The following is a 23,461-nucleotide window of genomic DNA, read 5'->3' as shown; positions in this document are numbered from 1 at the left end:
GGGGGGATCGCTCAGGTGGCGTGGACACCCGGGGCGTACTTCGGCACGCGCAGGCTGATCCTGGTGCCGGCACCCGGTGCGGTCTCGACCACCAGGCCGTGCTGGTCGCCGAAGACGCTGCGCAGTCGCTCGTCGACGTTGCCGAGCCCGACGTGGTCGCCGCCCTCTCCCAGGAGGTTCTCCAGCACCCGCTCCGGCTCCATGCCGACCCCGTCGTCCTCGATGCTGATGCTGGCCTCGTTGCCCGCGTCCTCGGCGACGATGGTGATCCGGCCCGTGCCCTGACGACCCTCCAGCCCGTGCCGGACGGCGTTCTCCACCAGAGGTTGCAGGCACAGGAAGGGCACCGCGACGGGCAGCACCTCCGGCGACACCCGCAGCGTGACCTGGAGCCGCCCGCCGAAGCGCGCCTGCTCCAGGGTGAGGTAGCGCTCGATGGACCGCAGCTCCTCGGCGAGGGTGGTGAACTCGCCGTGCCGGCGGAAGGAGTAGCGCGTGAAGTCGGCGAACTCCAGCAGGAGCTCGCGCGCGTGCTCGGGGTCGGTGCGCACGTAGGACGCGATCGCGCCGAGGCTGTTGTAGATGAAGTGGGGGGAGATCTGTGCCCGGAGGGCCCGGATCTCGGCCTCGGCCAGCTTGGCCCGGGACCGGTCCAGCTCGGCGAGCTCCAGCTGCCCGGAGACGAACCGGGCCACCTCCTCCACGGCACGCACGAGCCGGGCGGACGGGCGGTTGCCGGTGTAGGCCGTCAGGGCGCCCACGACGTGGTCCTCGGTCGTCAGCGCGGCGGTGATCGCGTGTCGGACGGCGCACTCAGGGTCGGTGCACGCCACCGAGGACGGGCCCAGGACCACGGTCGAGCCGTCCCGCACCACGCTCTGCGCGTGGCTCACGGCGTGCTGCGCGTGGGCATCGTTGCCCGTCCCGTCCCAGGCCAGCACCGACGTGCCGTCAGTGAGTGCCAGGGCGGGTGTGCCGAGGAGGTCACGCAGGTGCCGGGCCGCCCGCTCGGCCCCTGCCTCCAGGCCCGCCCGCAGGGGCGGGGTGGCCAGGCTGCTGATGTGCAGCACCCGGTAGGTCGCCTGGTCCTCGGTGGTCCCCAGCACGAGGCGGGAGCGCACGAACCAGGTGAGCAGGGCGGCACCCGCAGCGACGATGAGCAGGCCGATCGCGACGGCCAGTGCCGTGTCCATGGCCGGTCAGCCTACGGCCCGGGACGACGCAGGAGTATGCCGAGCAGTCGCCAGCCCAGCAGCCCGACGGCCAGCACGACGGTCGCCACGACCAGGAAGGGCAGAGCGGTGCCCTGCCCGGACAGGGCACGCAGCCCCAGGCCCCCCAGAAGGGTGACCAGCCACACCAGTCCGCCGGCGCGGGGGCCGGCCAGGGGCAGCACGAGGGTCCGGACGGCGACCCAGGCCACGACGAGGGCGACCAGGAACGGCCAGAGCGCGTGGAGCGAGCCGAGGGAGGTGACGCCCTCGTCGTGGGTCGCCCGACCGATGAGGACGAAGGCGGTCACGACGAGGAGGTCCAGGACGTACGGCACGGCCCCAGGGTGTCACAGGGAGGGGCTAGACTCACCTACCGGTGAACAGTTGTTCACCGGCCGTGCCCGGGGCCGCTGCCCGCCGGCAGCCACGCACGGTCGTTCGTCATTCACGCACCATCTGCAGGAGCAGCGTGCCCGCCTCCCAGACCACCACCCGTCCCGACACCACTCCCGACGCCGTCAAGGGCGTCGCCACCGGCCTGATCATCACGGTCCTGGGCCTGTGCGGCACCCTGGTGTCCCTGCAGCAGACGCTGGTCCTGCCCCTGCTGCCGGACTTCCCCGAGATCCTCGACACGACGACCGACAACGCGTCCTGGCTGATCACCATCACGCTGCTCACCGGCGCTGTCGGCACACCGATCGTCTCCCGTCTGGCGGACATGTTCGGCAAGCGGCTGATGCTCCTGGTCTGCCTGGGGTCGGTCATCATCGGCTCGGCCCTGGGCGCCGTGAGCGAGACCCTCGCGCCGGTGATCATCGCGCGCGGTCTGACCGGTATCGGCACCAGCCTCGTCCCCGTCGGCATCAGCATCATGCGCGACCACCTGCCGAGTGAGAAGGTCGGCTCCGGCGTCGCCCTCATGAGTGCGACCCTGGGCATCGGCGGCGCGGTCGGGATGCCGGTCGCCGGGGTGATCTACGAGAACCTCGACTGGCAGATGCTGTTCGTGGTCTCCGGTGGCTTCGCCGTGCTCATGTTCGTGCTGGTCCTCCTCGTGGTGCCGGAGTCGACCGTGCGCACCCGCGGCCGCTTCGACTATGTCGGTGCCGTGCTGCTGTCCGGTGCGCTGACCAGCTTCCTGCTGGCCGTGTCCAAGGCCGGGTCCTGGGGCTGGTTCGACCGGCTCACCGTCTCCCTGGTGGTGCTCGCCGGCCTGGTCCTCGCGGCGTGGGTGCCGTGGGAGCTGCGCCAGGGCCAGCCCCTGGTGGACATCCGCACCTCGATGCGGCGGACCGTGCTGCTCACCAACGCGGCCTCGGTCCTCATCGGCCTGGCCATGTTCGCCAACTTCCTGACCAGCGCCCAACAGGTGCAGATGCCTGCGGGGACCGGCTACGGCTTCGGGCTGTCGGTGATCGAGACGGGGCTGGTGCTGCTGCCCCAGGGCATCCTCATGGTGCTCATGTCGCCCGTGGCAGCCTGGCTGATCCGGATCTACGGGCCGAGGGCGATGCTCATCGGCGGTGCCGTGGTCATCGCCATCGGCTTCGTGCTCCGGGCCTTCCTGCACGCCTCGGTCCTGGAGGTGATGATCGCCTCGGGCATCAGCTCCCTGGGGACCGCCCTGGCCTTCGCGGCCATGCCGACCCTGATCATGCGCTCCGTGCCGATCACCGAGACCGCCTCCGCCAACGGCCTCAACACCCTGCTGCGCGCGCTGGGCACCTCGAGCGCGAGCGCCCTGGTTGCGGCGCTCTTCGCGGCCATGGCGATGGAGGGCTCTCCCGCCATCCCGCGCTTCGAGGCCTACCAGCTGGTCTTCTGGATCGGCGCCGCGGCGGCGCTCATGGGTGCCCTGATCGCGGGCTTCATCGTCCGGCCGCAACCGGTCGCCGCGCAGCAGGAGGTGCCCGGCGAGGTCCTGGCCCCCGAGCGCCACGAGGTGAAGCAGCCGGAGGCCGAGAACGAGGTCGTCGTCGGCGGCATCATCACCGACCAGAACGACCGGCCGATCAAGCAGGCTGTCGTGACCGTGCTGCAGCCCGACGGACGCCACGTCGACTGGGGGCGCACCGACAACTCGGGCCGCTACACCCTGGCCCTGCCCCGGGCCGGACGCTACCTCGTGGTGGTCAGCGCCGACGGCTGGGGGCCGATGTCGGGGCTGGAGCACCTCGGCGACGCCGACCTGGACCAGATCCGCATGAACCGGCGCCTGCTCCTCACCGGTCACGTCACCGATGACGGCGAGCCGATGCCCGGCGTGATGCTCTCGCTGATCCGGCACTCGGGCGAGTACGTCGCGACCAAGCACGCTGATGACGAGGGTGCCTACGAGATCGGTCTGCCGCCTCCCGGGCGCTACGTGCTCACGGCGGTCGACCACGACACGGGACGGACGAGGTCCCGGGCGGTCCAGGTCGGCTCCACGTCCAGCACGCTGGACATCGACATCGTGACGGGCATACCCCGAGCCCGGCCCCGCCCCACCCAGGCGGCCCCGGTCCCGTGAGTGACACCCGGGAGCAGGTGCTCCAGGTCGCGCGCCGGCTGTTCGGGGAGCGCGGCTACGCGGCGGTGACGATCCGCGAGATCGCGGCCGCTGCCGGGGTGTCGCCCGCGATGGTGATGAAGGTCGGCGGGTCCAAGGAGCAGCTCCACGCCGACGCGACCCCGTTGGAGCCCGAGCCGCTGGCGCCGGACGTGCCGCTGGAGGGGCTCGGGGAGCTGCTGGTCCGCCGGGTGCTCACCCGCCGCGCCGAGGGGGGCGCCGAGCCGTGGCTGCGCGCGCTCTACCTCATCGCCGACGCACCCGACCCCGTCGCGGCCCGGGCCGACTTCCGCGAGCGCTTCCTCAGCCGGTTCACCGTGCCGGGCGCGGACCGGGCGCTGGCGTCGCACCTGCGGCGGCAGAGCGACCAGCTCGCCTGCCTGATGCTGGGTCTGGCGGCCGGGACCAGGACCATGGACCTGCTCGATCCCGCGGCGACCGACCTGGACGCGGCGGTCAGCGAGTACGGCGACCTCGTCCAGCAGGTCCTCGACCGGATCGCCGACCACCCCGTCGGGCCGGGATCCCGGGGCACCTAGGGTTTGCCCATGACTGTGCGCCGGGTGATGGGGACCGAGACCGAGTACGGCGTGACGCGCCCGGGCGACCCCCGCGCCAACCCGGTGCACCTGTCGGGCCAGGTGGTCCGCGCCTATGCCACGGGGGCCGGGCCGGCGAGGGCGCTGCCCACGGGCTCGGGCTGGGACTACGCCGACGAGACACCGCTGCGCGACGCCCGGGGCTTCGAGATGGCCCGCGCCCTGGCCGACATCAGCCAGCTCACCGACACCGACGACCCCACGACCGCCAACTCGGTCCTCTCCAACGGCGCGCGTCTCTATGTCGACCACGCGCACCCGGAGTACTCCTCGCCCGAGGTGGTGTCCCCGCGGGACGCCGTGCGGTGGGACCGGGCCGGGGACGAGGTGATGCTGCAGTCGCTGGCCACGCTCGCCGCACAGGGCGAGGTCCTGCGGCTCTACAAGAACAACGTGGACGGCAAGGGCGCCTCCTACGGCACGCACGAGAACTACCTGGTGCCGCGCGCGGTGCCGTTCCTGACCATCGCGGCCGGGCTGCTGCCGTTCTTCGTCGCGCGTCAGGTGCTCGTGGGCGCCGGTCGGGTCGGGCTCGGCCAGTTCTCCGAGCGCCCCGGCTTCCAGATCAGCCAGCGGGCGGACTACATCGAGGCCGAGATCGGGCTGGAGACCACGCTCAAGCGCCCCATCGTCAACACCCGTGACGAGCCGCACGCCCTCGGTGAGAAGTACCGCCGCCTGCACATCATCGTGGGCGACGCGACCCTCTGCGACGTCGGCACCCTGCTGCGGCTCGGCACGACGAGCCTCGTGCTGGGCCTCATCGAGGCCGGAGCGGCACCGCCGCTGGAGCTCGCCGACCCGGTCGCCGCCATCCGGGAGATCTCCCACGACCCCGGCCTACGGCATACGGTCGAGCTCGCCGACGGGCGCCGGATGACGGCCCTGGAGATCCTGGCGACCTACCGCCAGGCCGTCCAGGACCACCTGGGCGACGACGTGGACGCGGACACCCGGGAGGTCCTGGACCACTGGGACGGGGTGGCGGCCGACCTGGCGACCGACCCGACCAGGTGCGTCGGTCGGGTGGACTGGGTGACCAAGCTCGCTGTCCTGGAGGGTTACCGGCGCCGTGACGGGCTCGAGTGGGGTGACCCCCGGTTGTCCGCGATCGACATCCAGTGGTCGGATCTCGACCCGGCGCGTGGCCTGGCGGCCCGGATGCGCGCGTCGGGCCGGCTGGTCACCGTGGTCACCCCCGAGGAGGTGGCGGCCGCGGTGGTCGACCCACCGGTGGAGACCCGGGCGTGGTTCCGGGGCCAGTGCGTCAGCCGGTATGCCGGACAGGTGCGGGCCGCGTCCTGGGACTCGGTGGTCTTCGAGCCGGCTCCCGGGCGCCGGGACCTGCGTCGCGTGCAGCTGCCCGAGCCGCTGCGCGGATCCCGGGCCGATATCGGTGAGCTGCTCGACTCGGTCGGCGACGTCGACGACCTGCTTGCCCATCTCGTCACCGGCGAGGACTAGGGTCGTAGGTACCAGTCGTCGACGGTCACAGGAGGCAGCCATGGCCGGCCAGGAGCAGAAGCGCCCACAGCGGCGTGAGGACGAGGACACCCCGCCGCCGGAGGCACCGGTCGCCCAGACGCGCGAGTCCGCGCGCACGGACGACGTGGACGACCTGCTCGACGAGATCGACGGGGTCCTGGAGACCAACGCCGAGGAGTTCGTGCACGGCTTCGTGCAAAAGGGTGGCCAGTGACCGTCGGGCACGGGCGGGGCCTGCCCCCGGAGTTCCTGGCACCGCGGAGCAGCTCATTCAGCGAGTTCCTCGCCCTGCGCGCCCCTGAGCTGCTGCCCGGCGCCCTGGGGCGGGCCGGGGGAGAGGGCACGCTCGAGGCGCCGCACGGCACGACCATCGTCGCGGTGACCTTCGCCGGCGGGGTGCTGCTCGCCGGCGACCGGCGCGCCACGATGGGCACCTTCATCGCCAACCGGGACATGGAGAAGGTCTTCGCGGCGGACGACTACTCCGCGGTGGGCATCGCGGGGTCCGCCGGCACGGCGATCGAGATCGTCAAGCTGTTCCAGGTGGAGCTGGAGCACTACGAGAAGATCGAGGGCACGCTGCTCAGCCTCGAGGGCAAGGCCAACCGGCTCGCGGCGATGATCCGCGGCAACCTGGCCAACGCCCTCCGGGGCCTGACGGTGCTGCCCGTGTTCACCGGCTACGACCCGGACGACGGCACCGGCCGGATCTTCTCCTACGACATGACCGGTGGCTGCTACGAGGAGCAGCGCCACCACAGCGTCGGCTCCGGCTCCCTCTTCGCCCGCGGAGCGCTGAAGAAGCTCTGGCACGAGGGCATGGACGAGGAGCGGGCCCTGTCCGTCGCCGTCGAGGCCCTCTACGACGCCGCCGACGACGACTCCGCCACGGGCGGCCCCGATCTTGGACGCAGCATCTGGCCGACCTGTGCGGTGGTCACCGAGAGCGGAGTCCGCTTCGTCGACGACGGGCGGCTCGAGGAGCTGGCGCGCCAGATCGTCGAGGCGCGCCGCGGCAACCCCGGAGGTGCCCGATGACGATGCCGATGTATGTCTCGCCCGAGCAGCTGATGAAGGACCGGGCGGACTTCGCCCGCAAGGGGATCGCCCGCGGCCGGTCGGTGATCGTGGCCAGCTATGCCACGGGCATCGCCTTCGTCGCCGAGAACCCCTCCCGCACGCTGCACAAGGTCTCCGAGCTCTACGACCGGATCGGGTTCGCCGGGGCGGGGAAGTACAACGAGTTCGAGAACCTGCGGGTCGCCGGCATCCGCTACGCCGACCTGCGTGGCTACTCCTACGACCGCAGCGACGTCACCGCCCGCGGCCTGGCCAACGCCTACACCCAGACCCTGGGGACGATCTTCACCCAGGAGTCCAAGCCCTACGAGGTGGAGATCGCGGTGGCCCAGGTGGGGTCCACCCAGGACACCGACCAGATCTACCGCCTGACCTACGACGGGTCGGTCACCGAGGAGCGCGGCTTCGTCGCCATGGGCGGCACCAGCGAGCCGATCGCCACCGCGCTGCAGCAGCAGTGGTCCGCTGACCTGCCGCTGGCCGCCGTCCTCCGGCTGGCCGTGTCCCTCCTCGAGGGACCCGAGGGTGAGGGGCACCGTGACCTCACGGCCGCCGACCTCGAGGTCGCGGTCCTGGACCGGAGGCGGCCGCGGCGGACCTTCCGCCGGCTGGGCGGGCCGCTGCTGGACGCCCTGCTCGACGAGGCCAGCGCCACCGAGGACGTGCCGACCGAGGACGACTCGCGACCCGGTCTGCACGACACCCTCACCGAGCCCACACCGTCCGAGACCGAGAGGAGCGAGGCCCCCACGGGCCATCCGCACTCCAACCCCCAGACGCAGCGCGAGGACTAGATGGAACGGCGGATCTTCGGGATCGAGACCGAGTTCGGGGTGACCTGCGCCTTCCCGGGCGAGCGCCGGTTGGCCCCCGACGAGGTGGCCCGCTACCTGTTCCGCAAGGTGGTCAGCTGGGGTCGATCCAGCAACGTCTTCCTGCGCAACGGCTCCCGGCTCTACCTCGATGTGGGCTCGCACCCGGAGTACGCCACGGCCGAGTGCGACAGCCTCCTGGACCTGGTCGCCCACGACAAGGCCGGGGAGGCGGTCCTGCACGACCTCGCCCTCGACGCCGAGCACCGGATGGCCGAGGAGGGCATCGAGGCCCGCGTCTATGTCCTGAAGAACAACGTCGACTCCCGGGGCAACTCCTACGGCTGCCACGAGAACTACCTCATCAGCCGGCGCGGCGAGCTGAGCCGGGTCACCGACATCCTCATCCCGTTCCTCATCACCCGGCAGGTGATCAGCGGTGCGGGGCGCCTCAACGTGTCCGGCGGCCAGGCGAGCTTCCAGATCAGTCAGCGCGCCGATCACATCTGGGACGGGCTGAGCTCGGCCACCACCCGGTCCCGGCCGATCATCAACACCCGCGACGAGCCGCACGCCGACGCCGAGCGGTTCCGACGCCTGCACGTCATCGTCGGCGACTCCACGATGAGCCAGACCACCACGCTGCTCAAGGTGGGGGCGACCGACCTGGTCCTGAAGGCCATCGAGGCCGGCGTGACCTTCCCGGACCTCACTCTCCTCAGCCCGATCAGCGCCATCCGCGAGGTCAGCCGCGACCTGACCGCGCGGCACACGGTCACCCTGTCCGACGGGCGCCGGATGACCGCCGCGCAGATGCAGGCCGAGTACCTCCTGCGGGCCCGGCAGCACGCCGAGAGCAGCGGACTTGCCCAGCGGGAGCCCTACCGGCAGGTGCTCGAGCTCTGGGAGCGGACGCTGAAGGCGTTCGAGGCCCAGGACCTGGCCCTCGTGGAGCAGGAGATCGACTGGGTGCTGAAGTGGCGCACCCTGCAGCGGTATGCCGACCGGTCCGGTCTGTCGATGGCCGACCCCCGCCTGCAGCAGCTGGACCTGGCCTGGCACGACATCCATCCCGAGCGGGGGCTGTTCAACATCGTGTCCCGCCGCGGTGGAGCGGCCGAGGTCGTCACCGCCGAGCAGGTGGCTGAGGCCGGGCGCACGCCGCCGCAGACCACCCGGGCCAAGCTGCGCGGAGACTTCGTGGCGGCGGCCCAGGCGCACCACCGTGACTTCAGCGTCGACTGGGTGCACCTCAAGCTCAACGACTCCTCGCAGCGCACAGTGCTGTGCAAGGACCCGTTCGTCAGCGAGGACCCCCGCATCGACGAGCTCATCGCCTCGATGGCGCACGGTCGCTAGCCGGCACACGGTGCCGGGGTCGCTGTCCGTCGTCGGCCCGGGCGGCCCCGTGGGGACCCCTGCGGGTGGACCCAGCAGACACCCAGGTACTGCGGGTTACCCTTGGGTGTCCTACAGCCCTCTCCCAGACAAGGATGGCGCGTGCGCTCTCCCAAGTTCCGCCTGCTCGGCCTCGCCGTGGCCCCCCTCATCTTCCTGTCCGCCTGTGGCTCCGACACCGGCGGCACCGACGAGGCCAGCCAGAGCACTGGCACCGACGACGCGGCCGCGACGTCCATCGCGCCCAACGGCTCCGCCGAGGACGTGACCCTGACCGAGGCGGACGCCGACGGCACCACCGTGCCGGCGCTCGAGCTCACCAAGACCCCGCTGTCGGTCGGTGAGACCTCCGTGCAGGAGATCGAGCCCGGCGAGGGTGAGGGCGCGACCGCCGAGCAGGACGTCGAGCTGAAGTACCTCGCGGTCAACGGGACCACGGGCGAGGAGATCCTGTCGACGTTCCCCACCGACGAGACGGTCAGCATGTCGCTGGCCAACCCCAACCTGCTGCCCGGGTTCCTCAACACCCTCGAGGGGAGCAAGCCGGGCCAGAAGATGATCATCGCCATGTCGCCGGAGGACGGCTTCGGTGAGCAGGGCAACGCCCAGCTGGGCATCGGCCCGACCGACACCGTCGTCTTCTATGTCGAGGTCGTCGGGGCCACCACGCCGCTGACGCAGGCCGAGGGAGAGCCGGTCGAGCCCGTGGAGGGTCTGCCGACCGTCGAGGCTGACGGCACCTCCCCGGCGACCATCACGATCCCGGAGGGGGAGGAGCCGCCGGCCGAGCTCGTCGTGCAGCCCCTGATCAAGGGTGAGGGCAAGGAGATCCAGTCCGGCCAGCAGGTGCGCATGCACTACACCGGCGTGAAGTGGTCGGACGGCGAGCAGTTCGACACCTCCCTGCAGGAGGGGCGGCAGCCGTTCGAGACGGCGATCGGCGCCCAGCAGGTCATCGCCGGCTGGGACGAGGGGCTGGTCGGCCAGACCGTCGGCAGCCGTGTCCTGCTGGTGATCCCGCCGGACAAGGGTTACGGCGCCAGCGAGGGCCACGAGCTCCAGAAGGAGACCCTGGTCTTCGTCGTCGACATCCTGGCCGCCGGCTGACCCACTGAGCCGCCTGAGATGCTCAGCCGACTCAACGCCTGGCCGGGCCCACGGCATACCGATCCAGCAGTTCCCCAACGAGAGGAAAACCGCGCATGAGCGACAAGACCAAGCCTGAGGTCGAGTTCCCGGGCGACACCCCTCCCACCGACCTGGTGATCGAGGACCTCGAGGTCGGTGACGGCGCCGAGGCCACCTCCGGCTCCGTCGTCTCGGCCCACTACGTCGGGGTCGCCTGGTCCACCGGCGAGGAGTTCGACGCCTCCTGGAACCGTGGAGCCCCGCTGGACTTTCAGGTCGGGGTCGGCCAGGTCATCCAGGGCTGGGACCAGGGCCTGCTGGGCATGAGGGTCGGCGGCCGTCGCAAGATCACCATCCCGCCCCACCTGGGCTACGGCGACCGCGGCGCCGGCGGTGCCATCAAGGGTGGCGAGACCCTGATCTTCGTCGTCGACCTCGAGGGCGTGCGCTGACCCGCGCCACCTGACGTCCCGGGAGACCCCGGGCCGGTGCCACACGCACCGGCCCGGGGTCCTTCTGCGCTACGGTTCGGCCATGGTGCGCACAGTGGCGGTCGTGGGGGTTCTGCTGGCGGTGCTGGGGGTCGTGGCGGAGACCCTGGCGTTCCGCTACGTGTTCTCGGGACAGGCGTATGACCTGTGGGGCTCCTGGGGCCGAAACCTGTTCGGCCTCGGGCAGATCACCATCAGCCTGTGTGTGACCGTCGGGGTCGTCCTGCTGGCCGTGGCCCTCGTCATGGCGTTCACCGGCCGGGCACCGGGCTGGGGCACCAGCCCGGCAGCCCTCTGGTCGGGCGTCGGCCTGATCGTGGCCGCGGTGCTCCTGGAGGTCGCGGTGACCCGCGTGCTGCTTCCCGGCCTGAACGGGACCGGGCAGGAGACGCTGTTCCTGGCAGCGCAGAGTTTCTGGGGTGTGGTCCGGATGGTGGGCAGCGTCCTCATCGGTCTCTCGCTGGCCGGCCTGCTGACCGCGACCGCACCGCGGGCCCGCCGGGCTCCGGCGCAGGCACCGCTCGGTCCCAGCCGCCCGTTCTGACCTCCTGTCGGTCTGCCTCCTGCCCGGTCGGTCGTGCCCATTAGGGTCGTGGGGTGATCCGGTGGCGTGAGGGTGAGGTCGTCAGCGAGCGTGCCCGGTGGGGCGACGCCGTCGAGGTCGAGGTGCGACTCACCGCCCGGGAGACCGCTGGCGCAGCAGGGCCTGTGGGAGCGGGTGGCCTGGCCGCGACCTACGACGAGAGGAACCGGCCCGTCGTCCGCGCCCTCGCCTATGTCTCGGTGACCGGTGAGCCCGCGGTCGGTGACCGGGTGCTGCTGAACACCAGTGCCCTCGACAAGGGCCTGGGCACCGGGGGCGTGGCGATCGTCGTGGCGCTCCCCGACAGGCTCCCCGCCGACGCCCCCGACGACGCCTCCCACCCGGAGGGGGCGGGGCACCTGGTCAAGGCGCGGTACACGCCGCTGCAGACGATGGTCTTCGGGGTCGACGAGCAGGACAGCCCGCACCACGGGGTCCTGGCCGAGGCCGACGACCTGGGGGGCCTGCCGATCATCGCCGCCGACCTGCACTCCAGCCTCCCGGCAGTCCTGGCCGGTCTGCGGGAGCACGCCCCGCAGGCCCGGGTCGCCTACCTGATGACCGATGGGGGAGCCCTGCCGGCCGCCTTCTCCCGCACGTGCGTGGCGCTGCGTCAGCACGGCTGGCTGGAGGCGGTGATCAGCTGTGGCCAGGCCTACGGTGGTGACCTCGAGGCGGTCAACACCTACTCCGGTCTGCTGGCCGCCCACCATGTCGTGGGGGCCGAGGCCGTCGTGGTGGCCCAGGGGCCGGGCAACCTCGGCACGGGCACCACCTGGGGTTTCTCCGGGGTCTCGGCCGGCGAGGCCCTCAACGCTGTCGCCGTCCTCGGAGGCCGCGGGGTGGCCGCTCTACGCGTCTCCGGGGCCGACCCCAGGCAGCGGCACCGCGGCATCTCGCACCACAGCCGCACGGCATACGGCCGGGTGCTGGACCGGCCCGCCGACGTGCCGGTCCCCCTGCTGAGCGGGCACCCTGGGGCGGACCGGGCGCTGGCGGAGCAGGTCGCGAGGCAGGCCGACGAGCTGTTCGCGGCGGCCCCACACCTGCGACGGCACGACATCGACCTGACCGGCCTGGAGGCCGTCCTGGCGGACACTCCGGTGCGGCTGTCGACGATGGGCCGAGGCCTGGGGGAGGACCCAGCGGCCTTCCTGGCTGCTGCGGCAGCCGGCCGCTACGCGGCCTCCCTGCTCGGCTGACGTGGCGCCGCGCCGATTTCGCTGGACCCGTCAGGTAGCGTCGCACCCATGGCCCGTCCCAGTCCTGCCGCAGTCAAGACCGAACGGCTGCTCAATCTGGTGATCGCCCTGCTGTACACCCGCCAGCCGATGAGCAAGAGCCGGATCCGGACCGCCGTGCCGCAGTACGCCGCCAGCTCCGACGAGGCCTTCGACCGGATGTTCGAGCGTGACAAGGACGAGCTGCGCGAGCTGGGGATCCCGCTGCGCACCGAGGTCATCGACCCGCTGTTCACCGACGAGACGGGCTATCGCATCGACCGTCGCGAGTACGCCCTGCCGGAGATCTCCTTCGAGCCCGACGAGCTCGCCGTCATCGGCGTGGCCTCGCGGGCCTGGTCCCAGGCGAGCCTGGCCGGCCCTGCCGCGCAGGCGCTGCGCAAGCTCGAGGCGTCCGGCCTGACGAGGGACACGCGGTCCGTGGCGGGGGTGGAGCCCCTGCTGCACACCCGAGAGCCCGCCTTCGACGCGGTCCGGGACGCCGTGCTGAGCCGCCGCGAGGTCACCTTCAGCTACCGCCGGGGTGCCGCTGGCGAGACCACCGAGCGTCACCTGCAGCCCTGGGCCCTGACCTCGTGGCACGGGCGCTGGTACCTCACCGGTCACGACCTGGACCGCGACGCCCCGCGGGTGTTCCGGTTGGACCGCATGGAGGGACCCGTGCGTGCGACCGGCAGGCCGGGCACCTACGACGTCCCGGCCGAGCACGATCCCCGCGCGATGATCACGACCGCCACCGGCGAGGACGGCGACACCAGCGCCCGCGTCGCGCTGCGCACGGGCACCGGCCACCAGCTCCGGCGGCGCGGAACGCTGCTCGAGGAGCGTGGCCCGAACGGCTGGGACGTCATCGAGCTGCGCGTCGGCTCACTCTGGCCACTGATCGAGGAGATCGCCGGTCACGGTCCGGACGCGATCGCCCTGGCCCCGGCGGACCTCGTCTCCGGCGTCCGGCGGGCCCTGGAGTCGGTCCTGGCCGCACACGGCGGGAAGGTGCGCTGATGGCTGCACAGGAGACCGCCACCGAGCGGCTGTCGCGGCTGCTGACGATGGTGCCGTGGCTGATGAACCGCCAGGGCGTCGACATCGCCGAGGCCGCCCGCGAGCTCGGGGTCACCCAGGACCAGATCGTGGAGGACCTCCAGCTGCTCTTCGTGTGCGGGACCCCCGGGCACTACCCGGACGACCTCATCGAGGCCAGCTGGGAGGGCGGTGTGGTGCACGTCGGCAACGCCGACGAGATCGCCCGGCCGCTGCGGCTGGGTCGTGACGAGGCGCTGGCGCTCATCGTCGCCCTGCGGGCGCTGGCCGCGACGCCGGGGATCGCCGCCCAGGACGCCATCGAGCGCGCGCTGGCCAAGCTCGAGGAGGCTGCCGGCGCCGAGGGGCGAGCCGCCGCGCAGGTGAGCGTCAGCCTGGAGGTGGGGGAGACCGAGCAGCAGCGGCTCGAGCAGATCCGGGAGGCCCTCGCGGGGCCCCGGCGCATCCACATCCGGCACTACAACCCGACCCGTGACGAGACGACGGAGCGCGACGTCGACCCGATGCGCGTCGTCTCCCTCGAGGGCCGTTGGTACCTCGAGGGGTGGTGTCACCGCGCCCGGGACGTGCGCATGTTCCGGCTCGACCGGATCGAGGAGCTCGAGGTCCTGGAGCAGGACGGGACACCCCCGAGCGGCGTCAGCCCCCGCGCCACCGGCACGAGCGCGTTCCGCGCCTCACCCGGTGACGTGCTCGTCGAGCTGGAGCTCGCGCCGTCCGCGGCCTGGATCGCCGAGAACTTCCCGATGGAGAGCGTCGCGCGCCGCGACGACGGGTCCCTACGGGTCTCCCTGCTCGCCGCCGACCCGGCCTGGGTGCGCCGGCTCGTGTGGCGGCTGGGCGGCCAGGCCACCGTCGTCAGCCCGGCAGAGCTGGCGGCCGAGACCCGGGACGGTGCCGCACAGGCACTGCAGTCCTACCGCGTACACTGAGAACACCGAGGGACCACACGAGCGTGTGGTCACCACCCGTGCCCGAGAGGAGCCCCGCGTGAGGCCGTCCGCATGGCAGATCATCGCTGTTGTCGTCATCCTCATCCTGCTGTTCGGCTGGAAGAGCCTGCCCAACATGGCGCGCAGCCTGGGGCAGTCGATGCGCATCTTCAAGTCCGAGGTCGACCAGATGAAGGAGCCCAGCGCCGCCAGCAAGGACACCGTGCGCGGCGAGGCCGCCGACGAGGGCGACCAGGGATCCTCCGCCAGCCAGACCGGCACCGCGACGAGCCAGGGCACCGGTGACTCGCGCGCGGACGAGGCGCACCGCGACGAACCCCGCGCCTGACCAGCCGCCCGCGCCCCGTGGCTCGTCGTCGTGACCCTGAGGGGCGGATGTCCCTCGCGCAGCACTTCAGGGAGCTGCGCAACCGCGTCCTGATCGCCCTCCTGGGTGTGCTCGTGTGCGCGGTCGCCGGCTGGTACTTCTACGAGACCCTCATCAACTGGCTGATCGCGCCGCTGCGTGAGGTCCGCGACTCCGAGGGTCGCGAGATCGTCAACATCAACTTCGGCGCCAGCATCACCCAGCCCTTCTCCGTGCAGCTCAAGGTGTCGATGTTCGTCGGCATCGTGCTCTCCAGCCCCGTGTGGATCTGGCAGATCTGGGGCTTCCTCATGCCCGGGCTGAAGAAGAACGAGCGGCGGATCGCGCTGGCCTACTTCTTCGCGGGCGTCCCGCTGTTCCTGGCCGGGGCGGCCCTGGCCGCGTGGGCCATCCCGCGCACGGTCGCGATCCTGTTGTCCTTCACCCCGGACGACGCCGCGAACCTGCAGGACGCGATGACCTACCTCAACTTCATCCTGTACTTCATCCTCGCCTTCGGGCTGGCGTTCCTCATGCCGGTCGCGCTGGTGGGTCTCAACCAGCTGCGGATCCTGCCGGTCAGCCTGATGATCCGTGGCTGGCGCGTCGCGCTGATGGTCATCCTCATCTTCGCGGCGTTCGTCACCCCGGACCCCAGCGCGTGGACGATGATCGCCCTGTCCATCCCCGTCTACATCCTGTACTGGGGTGCGATCGGGGTCTCGGCCATCCTCGAGCGACGCCGCAACAAGCGCGACCCGACCAACCGGTGGAAGGACCTGTCGCCCGACGAGGCGAGTCCGCTGTGAGTCGCGCCGACACCTGCCGGTCGCGCTGGGGCACACTCACCTCATGACCAGGTATGCCGTGCTGCACGGGCCGCGTTCGGGCCGCCGGGGGGCCGGGGCGCTGGGAGCGCACGTCGTCGAGCAGCTGCGGGCCGCGGGTCAGCAGGTGAGTGAGCTGGAGACCGCGACGCTGGACGGGGCCCGCCAGGCGTGCCGGACCGCCGTGGCGGACGGCGTGGACACCCTGGTGGCGGTCGGCGGAGACGGCGTGGTGCAGCTCGTGGCCGACCAGCTCGTCGGCAGCCGCACCGCCCTGGGCATCGTGCCGTCCGGCACGGGCAACGACAACGCCCGCTCGCTGGGCATCCCGCTCAAGCCTGCCGAGGCGGTGTCCACCCTGCTGTCCGGCACGAGGCGGACCATCGACCTGATCCACGTCGGTCCGCTCGACCGGCACGTCGTCGGGTCGGTGCCGTGCGGCCTCGACGCGCTCATCGCGGCCCGGGCGGCGACCCTGCCCGGCTGGCTCGGTTCGCACGCCTACACCGTCTCGGTCCTCCCCGAGATCGTCCGGCTCCGCCCGATGGCCTACCGCCTCGAGCTCGACGACAGGGTGCTGGAGACGGAGGCCCTCGTGGTCGCCGTCTGCAACATGGCGCAGTACGGCGGTGGCATGCGGATCGCTCCCGACGCCGACCCGGCCGACGGCCTCCTCGACGTGGTGATCATCCGGCCGGTCGGTGCCGCCTCCGCGGTCCGGCTCCTGGCCGGCGTGTTCACCGGCAGGCACAGCAACCACCCGGCGGTGCGGATCGAGCAGGCCTCAGCGGTCAGGGTCGCGGGGCCGGACCTCACCGCGCACGGGGACGGCGAGGCCCTCGCGCGGCTGCCCGTCACCTGCACCGCCGTGCCCGGTGCCATCGAGGTCGTGGTCCCGGTCCGCTGACCCGGCCACACGGCATACCGTCTGCTGTGGTGGGCGCGCGCCTGACCTGCCCCGACGGGGCGCACCGCGTAGCCTGACACCATGTCCACTCCCGCCGAGCGGTATGCCGCTGCCCGCAAGCGGACCACGCAGGAACGGGGGGCGGTCGGCCGGTTCGCGGCCGGCTTCGACTTCCCGCTCGACGACTTCCAGCGCGAGGCCATCGCCGCCGTCGACGACGGTCGCGGCGTCCTCGTCGCGGCGCCGACCGGGGCCGGCAAGACCATCGTGGGTGAGTTCGCGGTGGCGCTGGCCCTGGAGACAGGCCGCAAGGCGTTCTACACCACGCCGATCAAGGCCCTGAGCAACCAGAAGTACCACGACCTGGTGGCCCGGCACGGCGCCGACCGGGTCGGCCTGCTGACCGGCGACTCCTCCGTCAACGGGGAGGCGCCGGTGGTGGTGATGACCACCGAGGTGCTGCGCAACATGATGTATGCCGGGTCGCGCACGCTGCAGGGACTCGGGTTCGTGGTGATGGACGAGGTGCACTACCTGGCCGACCGCTTCCGCGGTGCCGTGTGGGAGGAGGTCATCATCCACCTGCCCGAGTCGGTGCAGGTGATCTCCCTGTCGGCGACGGTCAGCAACGCCGAGGAGTTCGGTGACTGGCTGCGGACCGTGCGGGGCAACACCGAGGTGATCGTCTCCGAGGTGCGGCCCGTGCCCCTGTGGCAGCACCTGATGGTGGGCAAGGACCTGCTCGACCTGTTCGTGCACACCGGTGACGGCCTGGTCGCCTACCCGACCGCGCAGTGGCAGCAGGCGCGGATCAACCCCGAGCTGCTCGACCGGATCGGGACCCACGACCGCGAGTCGCGCTGGCGCCGGGAGGACGCGGGAGGCCCCCGAGGTCGCCGCGGCCGGCCGCACGGCCGCGACGACCGGGGTCGCAGGGGTCGGGAGTATGCCGAACGTGCCCGGGACCGCGACGCCGGCCGGTCCGGCGCGGGGCCCGGCAGCCTGCCGGGCGGGACCGCGAGCCGCGCCGAGGTGATCGACCGCCTGGACCGGGAGGGGCTGCTCCCGGCGATCACCTTCATCTTCAGCCGTGCCGGGTGCGAGGGTGCCGTCACCCAGCTGCTCAGCCGCGGCACCCGGCTGGTGCCACCCGAGGAGGGCGCCCGGATCCGCCGCCTCGTGGAGGAGCGCGTGGCCGAGGTCGACGAGCGCGACCTGCCCGTGCTGGGCTACCACGACTTCGTCGAGGGGCTCTCCCGCGGTTTCGCCGCCCACCACGCAGGCATGCTGCCGCTGTTCCGCGAGATCGTGGAGGAGCTGTTCACCGCCGGGAGGATCAAGGCGGTCTTCGCCACCGAGACGCTCGCGCTCGGCATCAACATGCCCGCGCGGACCGTGGTCCTGGAGAAGCTGGTCAAGTTCAACGGCGAGGAGCACGCCCCCGTCACCCCGGCGGAGTACACCCAGCTGACCGGCCGTGCCGGACGACGCGGCATCGACATCGAGGGGCACGCGGTCGTGCTGCACCGGCGCGGTCTGGACCCGGTGGACGTGGCCGGGCTGGCCTCGACGCGCACCTACCCGTTGCGCTCCTCGTTCCGGCCCACCTACAACATGGCCGTCAACCTGGTGGCGCAGTTCGGGCGGTCCGTGGCCCACGAGCTCCTGCAGTCCTCCTTCGCCCAGTTCCAGGCCGACCGGGCCGTCGTCGGCCTGGCCAGCCAGGTCCGGCGCAACGAGGAGGCGCTCGAGGGCTACGCGGAGTCGATGCACTGTGACAGAGGTGACTTCCGGGAGTACGCCCGGCTGCGGCGCCTGCTCAGCGACGCCGAGAAGGACGAGGCCCGCCGCCGCAGCGCCTCACGCCGCGCCGAGATCGCCGTCAGCCTGGAGGAGCTCACGCCCGGTGACGTGGTCAGCCTCCCCGAGGGCCGGCGCAAGGGGATGGCTGTCGTCCTGACGGTCCCGGCGAAGGCCGGGCGTTCGCCCGAGCCGGGCGTGCTCACCTCGGACGGTCAGCTGCGGCGCGTCAGCGCCAGTGACCTCCGCGATCCGCTGGAGCCGGTGGCCCGGCTGCAGATCCCGCGGGGCTTCAACCCGCGCAACGTGCGCTCGCGCAAGGACCTGGCCGCGACGCTCCGGGCCAAGGTGCCCTTCGAGCCGCCCCCCTCGCAGCGCCCCGGCGCCCGACGCGAGGACGCGGCCGACGCCGCGCCGACCGACGCCCCCGGTGCCGGACGGGCGGACGGTGCGGCACGGCATACCGACCCCGACGAGCTGCGCAGGCAGCTGCGCGCGCATCCCTGCCACCAGTGCCCCGAGCGGGAGGACCACGCGCGGTGGGCGGAGCGGTGGTGGCAGCTGAGGCGCGAGACCGACGACCTGCAGCGGCGCGTCAGCGGCCGGACCAACACGGTGGCCAAGACCTTCGACCGGATCTGCACGCTGCTCAGCGAGCTCGGCTACCTCACCGAGGACGGTCAGGAGGTGACTCCAGCGGGGGCCAGCCTGCGCCGCATCTACACCGAGAAGGACCTGGTCGCGGCCCAGTCCCTGACCCAGGGCACCTGGAAACGGCTGGATGCCCCCGCCCTGGCTGCGGTCGTGTCCACCCTGATCCACGAGCCCCGCGGCAGTGACGAGGTCCTCGCCCCTCGTTGGCCGTCCGTGGAGGTCGAGGAGGCGTTCCGGGAGATGGTCGCGATCTGGTCCCAGCTGACCGACCGGGAGGCCGAGCACCGCCTGCCGCTGACCGGCGAGCTGGACCCCGGGATCGCGTGGATGGTGCACCGGTGGGCCTCGGGCCGCTCGCTGGAGGAGGTCCTGAGGGACGGCGAGCTGTCCGCCGGGGACTTCGTGCGTCGCAGCAAGCAGGTGGTCGACCTGCTGGGGCAGATCGCCCAGGCAGCGGACGAGTCCGTCGCGGCCACCGCCCGGCGCGCGTCCGACGCGATGCTGCGCGGCGTCGTGGCGGCGGACCGGCTCGACTGACCAATTTTTGGGGAAGATCGGACCGCCCTCGGCACATTTTTGGGGAAGATCGGACCGCCCTCGGCACATTCTTGGGGAGGGTCGGACCGCCGTCGGCACCTTCCCGGGGAGGTCCGGACCGCCGGCGTCGCCTCTGCTGAGCGGCGCCACGACTCAGGGCCGGTCTGACCGTCGGCCGTCGGCCGGTGCCCCGGAATACCTTGGCGCTGTGGGGCCTTGACCTCTCGTGCCACTGACCCATGAGCCGTCGCGGCTGACCCGGCTGTTGATGTTCGGCGCCCTGGTGGCGATCGGTCCGCTGACCATCGACATCTACCTGGCCGCCTTCCCGACACTGGTCGAGGACCTGGGCACGACCGAGGCCGCCGTCCAGCTGACCCTCACCTCCACCCTCATCGGCCTCGCCATCGGGCAGCTGCTCATCGGCGCGGTCGCGGACGCGGTCGGGCGGCGGCGCCCCCTGCTGATCTCGCTCAGCGCCTACGTGCTCGTCTCGGTGGCGATCGCGCTCTCGGACTCGATGGACGCGCTGCTGGTGCTGCGCTTCCTGCAGGGCCTCACCGCGGCCTCGGGGATGGTCCTGGCCAACGCCATGGTGCGCGACCTCTATGACGGCTCCGAGATGGCCACCTTCATCTCCCGGCTGTTCCTCATCGTCGGGGTGGCTCCGATCCTGGCCCCCACGCTCGGCGCGCAGTTCCTGCACTTCGGCACCTGGCGCACCATCTTCTGGGGCCTGGGCGTGTTCGGCCTGGCACTCGTCGCTGTCGCGCTCTTCCTGGCACCAGAGACGCTCCCGCGCGAGCGTCGCCGCCCGGGTGGGGTCGGGCCCGCTCTGCGGTCCTACGGGGTGCTGCTCAGCGACCGACGGTTCCTCGGGCTGGTGCTCACGGCGTGCACGGCGATGGGCGCCCTGTTCGCCTACATCAGCTCGGCGACCTTCATCTTCCAGGACCTCTACGGCATGAGCACGCAGGAGTACGCCCTGGTCTTCGCCGCCGGCGCCGGCTCGCTGACGATCGCCAGCCAGGCCAACGGCTTCCTCGTGCAGCGCATCCACCCGGTCCGTATCCTGCGCGTCGTCCTGCCCAGCCTGGTCGTCATCTCCACCCTGCTGCTGGTCGCCGCCCTGCTCGACCTCGGCGTCGTCGTCATCATCGTGGGCGTCGTCCTCGTGCTGGCCTGCGCGGGCTTCATCATGCCGAACGCGCCGGTCATCGCGCTGCACGACCACGGTGAGCGGGCGGGAGCCGCAGCGGCCCTGCTCGGCGCCGGCAACTTCGTCTTCGGGGCCCTGATCGCCCCGGTCACCGGCGCCTTCGACGCCGCGTCGGCGGTGCCGATGGCAGCGGTGATGGTCGGTTGCGGGGTCCTCGCGGTCCTCGTGTTCTGGACCCTCGCGCGCCCCGGCGACATCCTCTCCAGTATGTCGTGGGGCCGGGGGAGCGGACCGGCTCGCCCCGGTGACCACGCAGGCCAGCCGGCGCGCCCGGCCGAGGAGCCCCAGGTCGCGGCAGCAGCCCCGGGCGCCTGACACTCGCTCGCGCCGCCTGACTCCCGCTCGCCGCCCGACGGTTCCCACGGCGCGCGACCGCATGACTGCCTGAGCCCCGGCGGCCGACGCGGACGTCTACCCGAGCCCCGGCGGCCGACACGCACTCCTGCCCACGGCGTGTCTTGGAGCACGTACGGGTTCTTGGCGCCGGCACTAGCCGGCTCGAAGAACGATGTCCGGCTCCCAGAGGGACATCCCATGCCTGTTCAGCCCGTGTCTCCGTCGGCGTAGCGAGCGCAGCCGCGCAGCGTGGTTGCCGGACACAACCGCTGGCCAGGTGGCAGGATCAGCCCCATGGGACTCAACAGCAAGCAGCTGGCCGACGGTGAGGAGATCGTCCTCAGCATCCGGACGCACTGGAAGGCCCTGGCTGAGCCGGTGGCGCTCGCGATCTTCCTCCTGGCCCTGCTCTGGGCCGTCTGGTGGTTCACCCGCGACCTGGCCTACGGCGGCTGGATCACCCTGGCCGTGGCGGTCCTGGCGGCCGGGGTGGCGGCGGTCTTCGTGGTCGTGCCCATCCTGCGCTGGTCGACCGAGCGCTACGTGATCACCACCCGGCGGGTCAGCCACCGCTCAGGCATCCTCACCAAGGCCGGGCGTGACATCCCGCTGCACCGCATCAACGACCTGGCGATCGAGAAGCACCTCCTCGACCGGATCCTCGGCTGCGGCACGCTCACCATCTCCGACGCCACCGACAAGGCTGGTATGGAACTGCGCGACGTACCCGGCGTGGAGTCCGTCCAGGTGCAGCTCCAGAACCTCCTGTACTCCTGGGACGACGGGTCCGACGACGGGGAGTGGCCGCCCAACGAGCCGCCCCGCGCACGCGGTCGTCGCTGAGGCTCAGCCGATCCGCAGCGCCTCCATCAGACGCCGCACCGGGCCCGAGATGCCATAGGCCTCGACGAACTGCTGCAGAGTACCCGGGTCGGCCAGCTCACGGGGCAGGGTGAGCGGTCGTTCCGCAAGGGGGGCGTCGCGGGCCACGAGGACCACGCCGGGAGCGACGTCGAGATAGTCGGACGCGGCCTGGAGGTTCTTGCGCCGAGCGCCCTTGATGGCGGGGTCCCCGTCGGCCAGCGCCTGCCGGACCCCGTCGAGCGAGCCGTAGTTCGCGATGAGCGCCGCCGCGGTTTTCTCACCGATGCCGGCGACCCCGGGCAGCCCGTCGCTGGTATCACCACGCATGATCGACATGTCGGCATACGCCTGACCGGACGCCACGGCATACCGCTCCTGCAGTGCCTCCTGGTCGATGACCTCCGCGTCCCGCACCCCGGCGCGGGCGGTGTAGGCCACGGTGATCTGGTGTGCGTCGTCGACCAGCTGGAACAGGTCGCGGTCACCGGTCACGACCGTCACCGGCATGAGGCCCGTGTGCTTGGCGACGAGCGTGCCGATGACGTCGTCGGCCTCGTACCCGGGGGAGCCGAGCACCGGGAACCCGAACGCCTCCAGCGAGGCACGGATCAGCGGCACCTGCACCTGCAGGTCCGCGGGCACCTCCTCCTGGTCCGTGGAGCCCTCGACCAGGCGGTGTGCCTTGTAGGACGGGATGGCTGCCGTGCGGAACGCCGGGCGCCAGTCGTCGTCCCAGCACGCCACCAGGTGGGTCGGCGAGAACCGGTTGATCAGGGTCGCGGTCATGTCGAGCAGTCCGCGCAGGGCGTTGGTCGGTGTGCCGTCCGCTGCCGGCGACGTCTCGCGCATCCCGAAGAAGGCTCGGAAGTAGAGCGACGCGGTGTCGAGCAGGAGCAGGCGCTGGTCGGGGTTCATGGCTCACTAGGCTAGGGCCTCATGGAAGCCGTTGACCGCCAGATCGTCGGACTGCTCGCCGCGGACGGGCGGATGAGTTTCGCCGACCTGGGTCGCGCTGTCGGACTGTCGACATCCGCCGTCCACCAGAGGGTCAAACGGCTGGAGGAGCGCGGGGTGATCACCGGCTACCGTGCCGAGATCGACTTCGAGAAGGTCGGCCTGCCACTGACCGCCCTCATCGCACTCTCCCCGTTTGACCCGGCGGCGCCCGACGACATCCCGGAGCGGCTCGAGCACCTGCCGCAGATCGACTCCTGCTGGTCCGTGGCCGGCCGGGAGAACTACGTGATCCAGGTCCGGCTCGCCAAGCCGTCGGACCTCGAGCAGCTGTTGGCCGACATTAGGTCGGCTGCGAACTGTGCGAGCAGCACCACCGTCGTGCTGTCAACGCCCTGGGAGGGCAAACCGGTCGAGCTGCCGCACGAGGCGTAGTAG

23 protein-coding genes are annotated in these 23,461 nt (G+C 71.8%); 20 read left to right on the top strand and 3 right to left on the bottom strand.

Features of this window, described 5'->3' with window-relative positions; translation table 11 throughout:
* Positions 1-11 precede the first annotated feature (11 nt).
* Positions 12-1,193, bottom strand: coding sequence for a sensor histidine kinase (locus tag DA085_RS02565; protein ID WP_109471366.1), 1,182 nt, complete (start codon positions 1,191-1,193; stop codon positions 12-14).
* Between the two features lie 11 nt (positions 1,194-1,204).
* Positions 1,205-1,549, bottom strand: a complete 345-nt coding sequence (locus tag DA085_RS02560) for a DUF3054 domain-containing protein (RefSeq protein ID WP_109471365.1) — start codon at positions 1,547-1,549, stop codon at positions 1,205-1,207.
* Between the two features lie 134 nt (positions 1,550-1,683).
* Between DA085_RS02560 and DA085_RS02555 the strand changes: the two genes are divergently transcribed.
* The 19 genes from DA085_RS02555 to DA085_RS02465 all read left to right on the top strand — a co-directional run bounded on the left by DA085_RS02555 (position 1,684) and on the right by DA085_RS02465 (position 22,048).
* Complete coding sequence (locus DA085_RS02555; protein ID WP_109471364.1) at positions 1,684-3,729, top strand: MFS transporter; 2,046 nt, start codon at positions 1,684-1,686, stop codon at positions 3,727-3,729.
* The gene (locus tag DA085_RS02550; protein ID WP_109471363.1) at positions 3,726-4,307 is read left to right on the top strand and encodes a TetR/AcrR family transcriptional regulator; all 582 of its coding nucleotides are present in this window, start codon (positions 3,726-3,728) and stop codon (positions 4,305-4,307) included. The genes DA085_RS02555 and DA085_RS02550 overlap by 4 nt, the downstream gene beginning before the upstream one ends.
* A gap of 9 nt (positions 4,308-4,316) precedes the next feature.
* Positions 4,317-5,831 carry a depupylase/deamidase Dop gene (gene dop, locus DA085_RS02545; protein WP_109471362.1) on the top strand — a complete coding sequence of 505 codons (1,515 nt, stop codon included), beginning with the start codon at positions 4,317-4,319 and terminating at the stop codon, positions 5,829-5,831.
* 40 nt (positions 5,832-5,871) lie between these two features.
* Positions 5,872-6,066 (top strand): ubiquitin-like protein Pup, encoded by a 195-nt coding sequence (locus tag DA085_RS02540; protein ID WP_109471361.1) that lies wholly within the window; start codon positions 5,872-5,874, stop codon positions 6,064-6,066.
* A complete protein-coding gene (prcB, locus tag DA085_RS02535; RefSeq protein WP_109471360.1) occupies positions 6,063-6,890 on the top strand; it encodes a proteasome subunit beta in 828 nt (275 codons plus the stop codon). The genes DA085_RS02540 and prcB overlap by 4 nt, the downstream gene beginning before the upstream one ends.
* A complete protein-coding gene (gene prcA / locus DA085_RS02530; RefSeq protein WP_109471359.1) occupies positions 6,887-7,726 on the top strand; it encodes a proteasome subunit alpha in 840 nt (279 codons plus the stop codon). Before prcB ends, prcA begins: the two co-directional genes overlap by 4 nt.
* A complete protein-coding gene (pafA, locus tag DA085_RS02525) occupies positions 7,727-9,103 on the top strand; it encodes a Pup--protein ligase (protein WP_109471358.1) in 1,377 nt (458 codons plus the stop codon). It abuts the gene before it with no gap.
* A gap of 141 nt (positions 9,104-9,244) precedes the next feature.
* Entirely contained in the window at positions 9,245-10,249 is a 1,005-nt protein-coding gene (locus tag DA085_RS02520; protein WP_161958395.1) for an FKBP-type peptidyl-prolyl cis-trans isomerase, read from the top strand.
* A gap of 95 nt (positions 10,250-10,344) precedes the next feature.
* Positions 10,345-10,722 (top strand): FKBP-type peptidyl-prolyl cis-trans isomerase, encoded by a 378-nt coding sequence (locus DA085_RS02515; RefSeq protein ID WP_109471356.1) that lies wholly within the window; start codon positions 10,345-10,347, stop codon positions 10,720-10,722.
* Between the two features lie 82 nt (positions 10,723-10,804).
* Positions 10,805-11,305 carry a hypothetical protein gene (locus DA085_RS02510; protein WP_154402077.1) on the top strand — a complete coding sequence of 167 codons (501 nt, stop codon included), beginning with the start codon at positions 10,805-10,807 and terminating at the stop codon, positions 11,303-11,305.
* A gap of 53 nt (positions 11,306-11,358) precedes the next feature.
* Positions 11,359-12,546: a DUF3866 family protein gene (locus tag DA085_RS02505; protein WP_109471354.1), complete on the top strand. Its 1,188-nt coding sequence runs from the start codon at positions 11,359-11,361 to the stop codon at positions 12,544-12,546.
* A gap of 48 nt (positions 12,547-12,594) precedes the next feature.
* Entirely contained in the window at positions 12,595-13,587 is a 993-nt protein-coding gene (locus tag DA085_RS02500) for a helix-turn-helix transcriptional regulator (RefSeq protein WP_109471353.1), read from the top strand.
* On the top strand, positions 13,587-14,558 hold the full coding sequence (locus tag DA085_RS02495; protein ID WP_109471352.1) for a helix-turn-helix transcriptional regulator: 972 nt from the start codon (positions 13,587-13,589) through the stop codon (positions 14,556-14,558). The genes DA085_RS02500 and DA085_RS02495 overlap by 1 nt, the downstream gene beginning before the upstream one ends.
* A gap of 58 nt (positions 14,559-14,616) precedes the next feature.
* Positions 14,617-14,907, top strand: a complete 291-nt coding sequence (gene tatA / locus DA085_RS02490) for a Sec-independent protein translocase subunit TatA (protein ID WP_109471351.1) — start codon at positions 14,617-14,619, stop codon at positions 14,905-14,907.
* A gap of 47 nt (positions 14,908-14,954) precedes the next feature.
* A complete protein-coding gene (tatC, locus tag DA085_RS02485; RefSeq protein WP_109471350.1) occupies positions 14,955-15,734 on the top strand; it encodes a twin-arginine translocase subunit TatC in 780 nt (259 codons plus the stop codon).
* 43 nt (positions 15,735-15,777) lie between these two features.
* A complete protein-coding gene (locus DA085_RS02480) occupies positions 15,778-16,659 on the top strand; it encodes a diacylglycerol/lipid kinase family protein (RefSeq protein ID WP_109471349.1) in 882 nt (293 codons plus the stop codon).
* 81 nt (positions 16,660-16,740) lie between these two features.
* Positions 16,741-19,650, top strand: a complete 2,910-nt coding sequence (locus DA085_RS02475; protein WP_109471348.1) for a DEAD/DEAH box helicase — start codon at positions 16,741-16,743, stop codon at positions 19,648-19,650.
* A 226-nt stretch (positions 19,651-19,876) separates the two neighbouring features.
* The gene (locus tag DA085_RS02470) at positions 19,877-21,184 is read left to right on the top strand and encodes a multidrug effflux MFS transporter (protein WP_154402076.1); all 1,308 of its coding nucleotides are present in this window, start codon (positions 19,877-19,879) and stop codon (positions 21,182-21,184) included.
* Between the two features lie 315 nt (positions 21,185-21,499).
* Positions 21,500-22,048 carry a PH domain-containing protein gene (locus DA085_RS02465; RefSeq protein ID WP_109471346.1) on the top strand — a complete coding sequence of 183 codons (549 nt, stop codon included), beginning with the start codon at positions 21,500-21,502 and terminating at the stop codon, positions 22,046-22,048.
* A 3-nt stretch (positions 22,049-22,051) separates the two neighbouring features.
* On the opposite strand, the gene DA085_RS02460 is transcribed toward DA085_RS02465, so the two are convergent.
* Positions 22,052-22,984, bottom strand: coding sequence for a 5'-3' exonuclease (locus tag DA085_RS02460; RefSeq protein ID WP_109471345.1), 933 nt, complete (start codon positions 22,982-22,984; stop codon positions 22,052-22,054).
* Positions 22,985-23,005: 21 nt separating this feature from the next.
* Between DA085_RS02460 and DA085_RS02455 the strand changes: the two genes are divergently transcribed.
* Positions 23,006-23,458, top strand: a complete 453-nt coding sequence (locus DA085_RS02455; protein ID WP_109471344.1) for an Lrp/AsnC family transcriptional regulator — start codon at positions 23,006-23,008, stop codon at positions 23,456-23,458.
* The last annotated feature ends 3 nt before the right edge of the window (positions 23,459-23,461 follow it).

The organism is Ornithinimicrobium cavernae (genome assembly GCF_003121625.1).
Taxonomy (GTDB): Bacteria; Actinomycetota; Actinomycetes; order Actinomycetales; family Dermatophilaceae; genus Ornithinicoccus; species Ornithinicoccus cavernae.
Note: the sequence above shows the minus strand (reverse complement) of the source record. Positions and strands in the feature narration are given on the sequence as shown.

Coding starts and splice junctions, on each gene's coding strand:
- dop (WP_109471362.1), top strand. CDS start 4,317: ATGACTGTGCGCCGGGTGATGGGGACCGAGACCGAGTACGGCGTGACG.
- DA085_RS02475 (WP_109471348.1), top strand. CDS start 16,741: ATGTCCACTCCCGCCGAGCGGTATGCCGCTGCCCGCAAGCGGACCACG.
- DA085_RS02565 (WP_109471366.1), bottom strand. CDS start 1,193: ATGGACACGGCACTGGCCGTCGCGATCGGCCTGCTCATCGTCGCTGCG.
- tatC (WP_109471350.1), top strand. CDS start 14,955: ATGTCCCTCGCGCAGCACTTCAGGGAGCTGCGCAACCGCGTCCTGATC.
- pafA (WP_109471358.1), top strand. CDS start 7,727: ATGGAACGGCGGATCTTCGGGATCGAGACCGAGTTCGGGGTGACCTGC.
- DA085_RS02455 (WP_109471344.1), top strand. CDS start 23,006: ATGGAAGCCGTTGACCGCCAGATCGTCGGACTGCTCGCCGCGGACGGG.
- DA085_RS02480 (WP_109471349.1), top strand. CDS start 15,778: ATGACCAGGTATGCCGTGCTGCACGGGCCGCGTTCGGGCCGCCGGGGG.
- DA085_RS02495 (WP_109471352.1), top strand. CDS start 13,587: ATGGCTGCACAGGAGACCGCCACCGAGCGGCTGTCGCGGCTGCTGACG.
- DA085_RS02540 (WP_109471361.1), top strand. CDS start 5,872: ATGGCCGGCCAGGAGCAGAAGCGCCCACAGCGGCGTGAGGACGAGGAC.
- DA085_RS02510 (WP_154402077.1), top strand. CDS start 10,805: ATGGTGCGCACAGTGGCGGTCGTGGGGGTTCTGCTGGCGGTGCTGGGG.
- DA085_RS02515 (WP_109471356.1), top strand. CDS start 10,345: ATGAGCGACAAGACCAAGCCTGAGGTCGAGTTCCCGGGCGACACCCCT.
- DA085_RS02465 (WP_109471346.1), top strand. CDS start 21,500: ATGGGACTCAACAGCAAGCAGCTGGCCGACGGTGAGGAGATCGTCCTC.
- prcA (WP_109471359.1), top strand. CDS start 6,887: ATGACGATGCCGATGTATGTCTCGCCCGAGCAGCTGATGAAGGACCGG.
- DA085_RS02460 (WP_109471345.1), bottom strand. CDS start 22,984: ATGAACCCCGACCAGCGCCTGCTCCTGCTCGACACCGCGTCGCTCTAC.
- DA085_RS02500 (WP_109471353.1), top strand. CDS start 12,595: ATGGCCCGTCCCAGTCCTGCCGCAGTCAAGACCGAACGGCTGCTCAAT.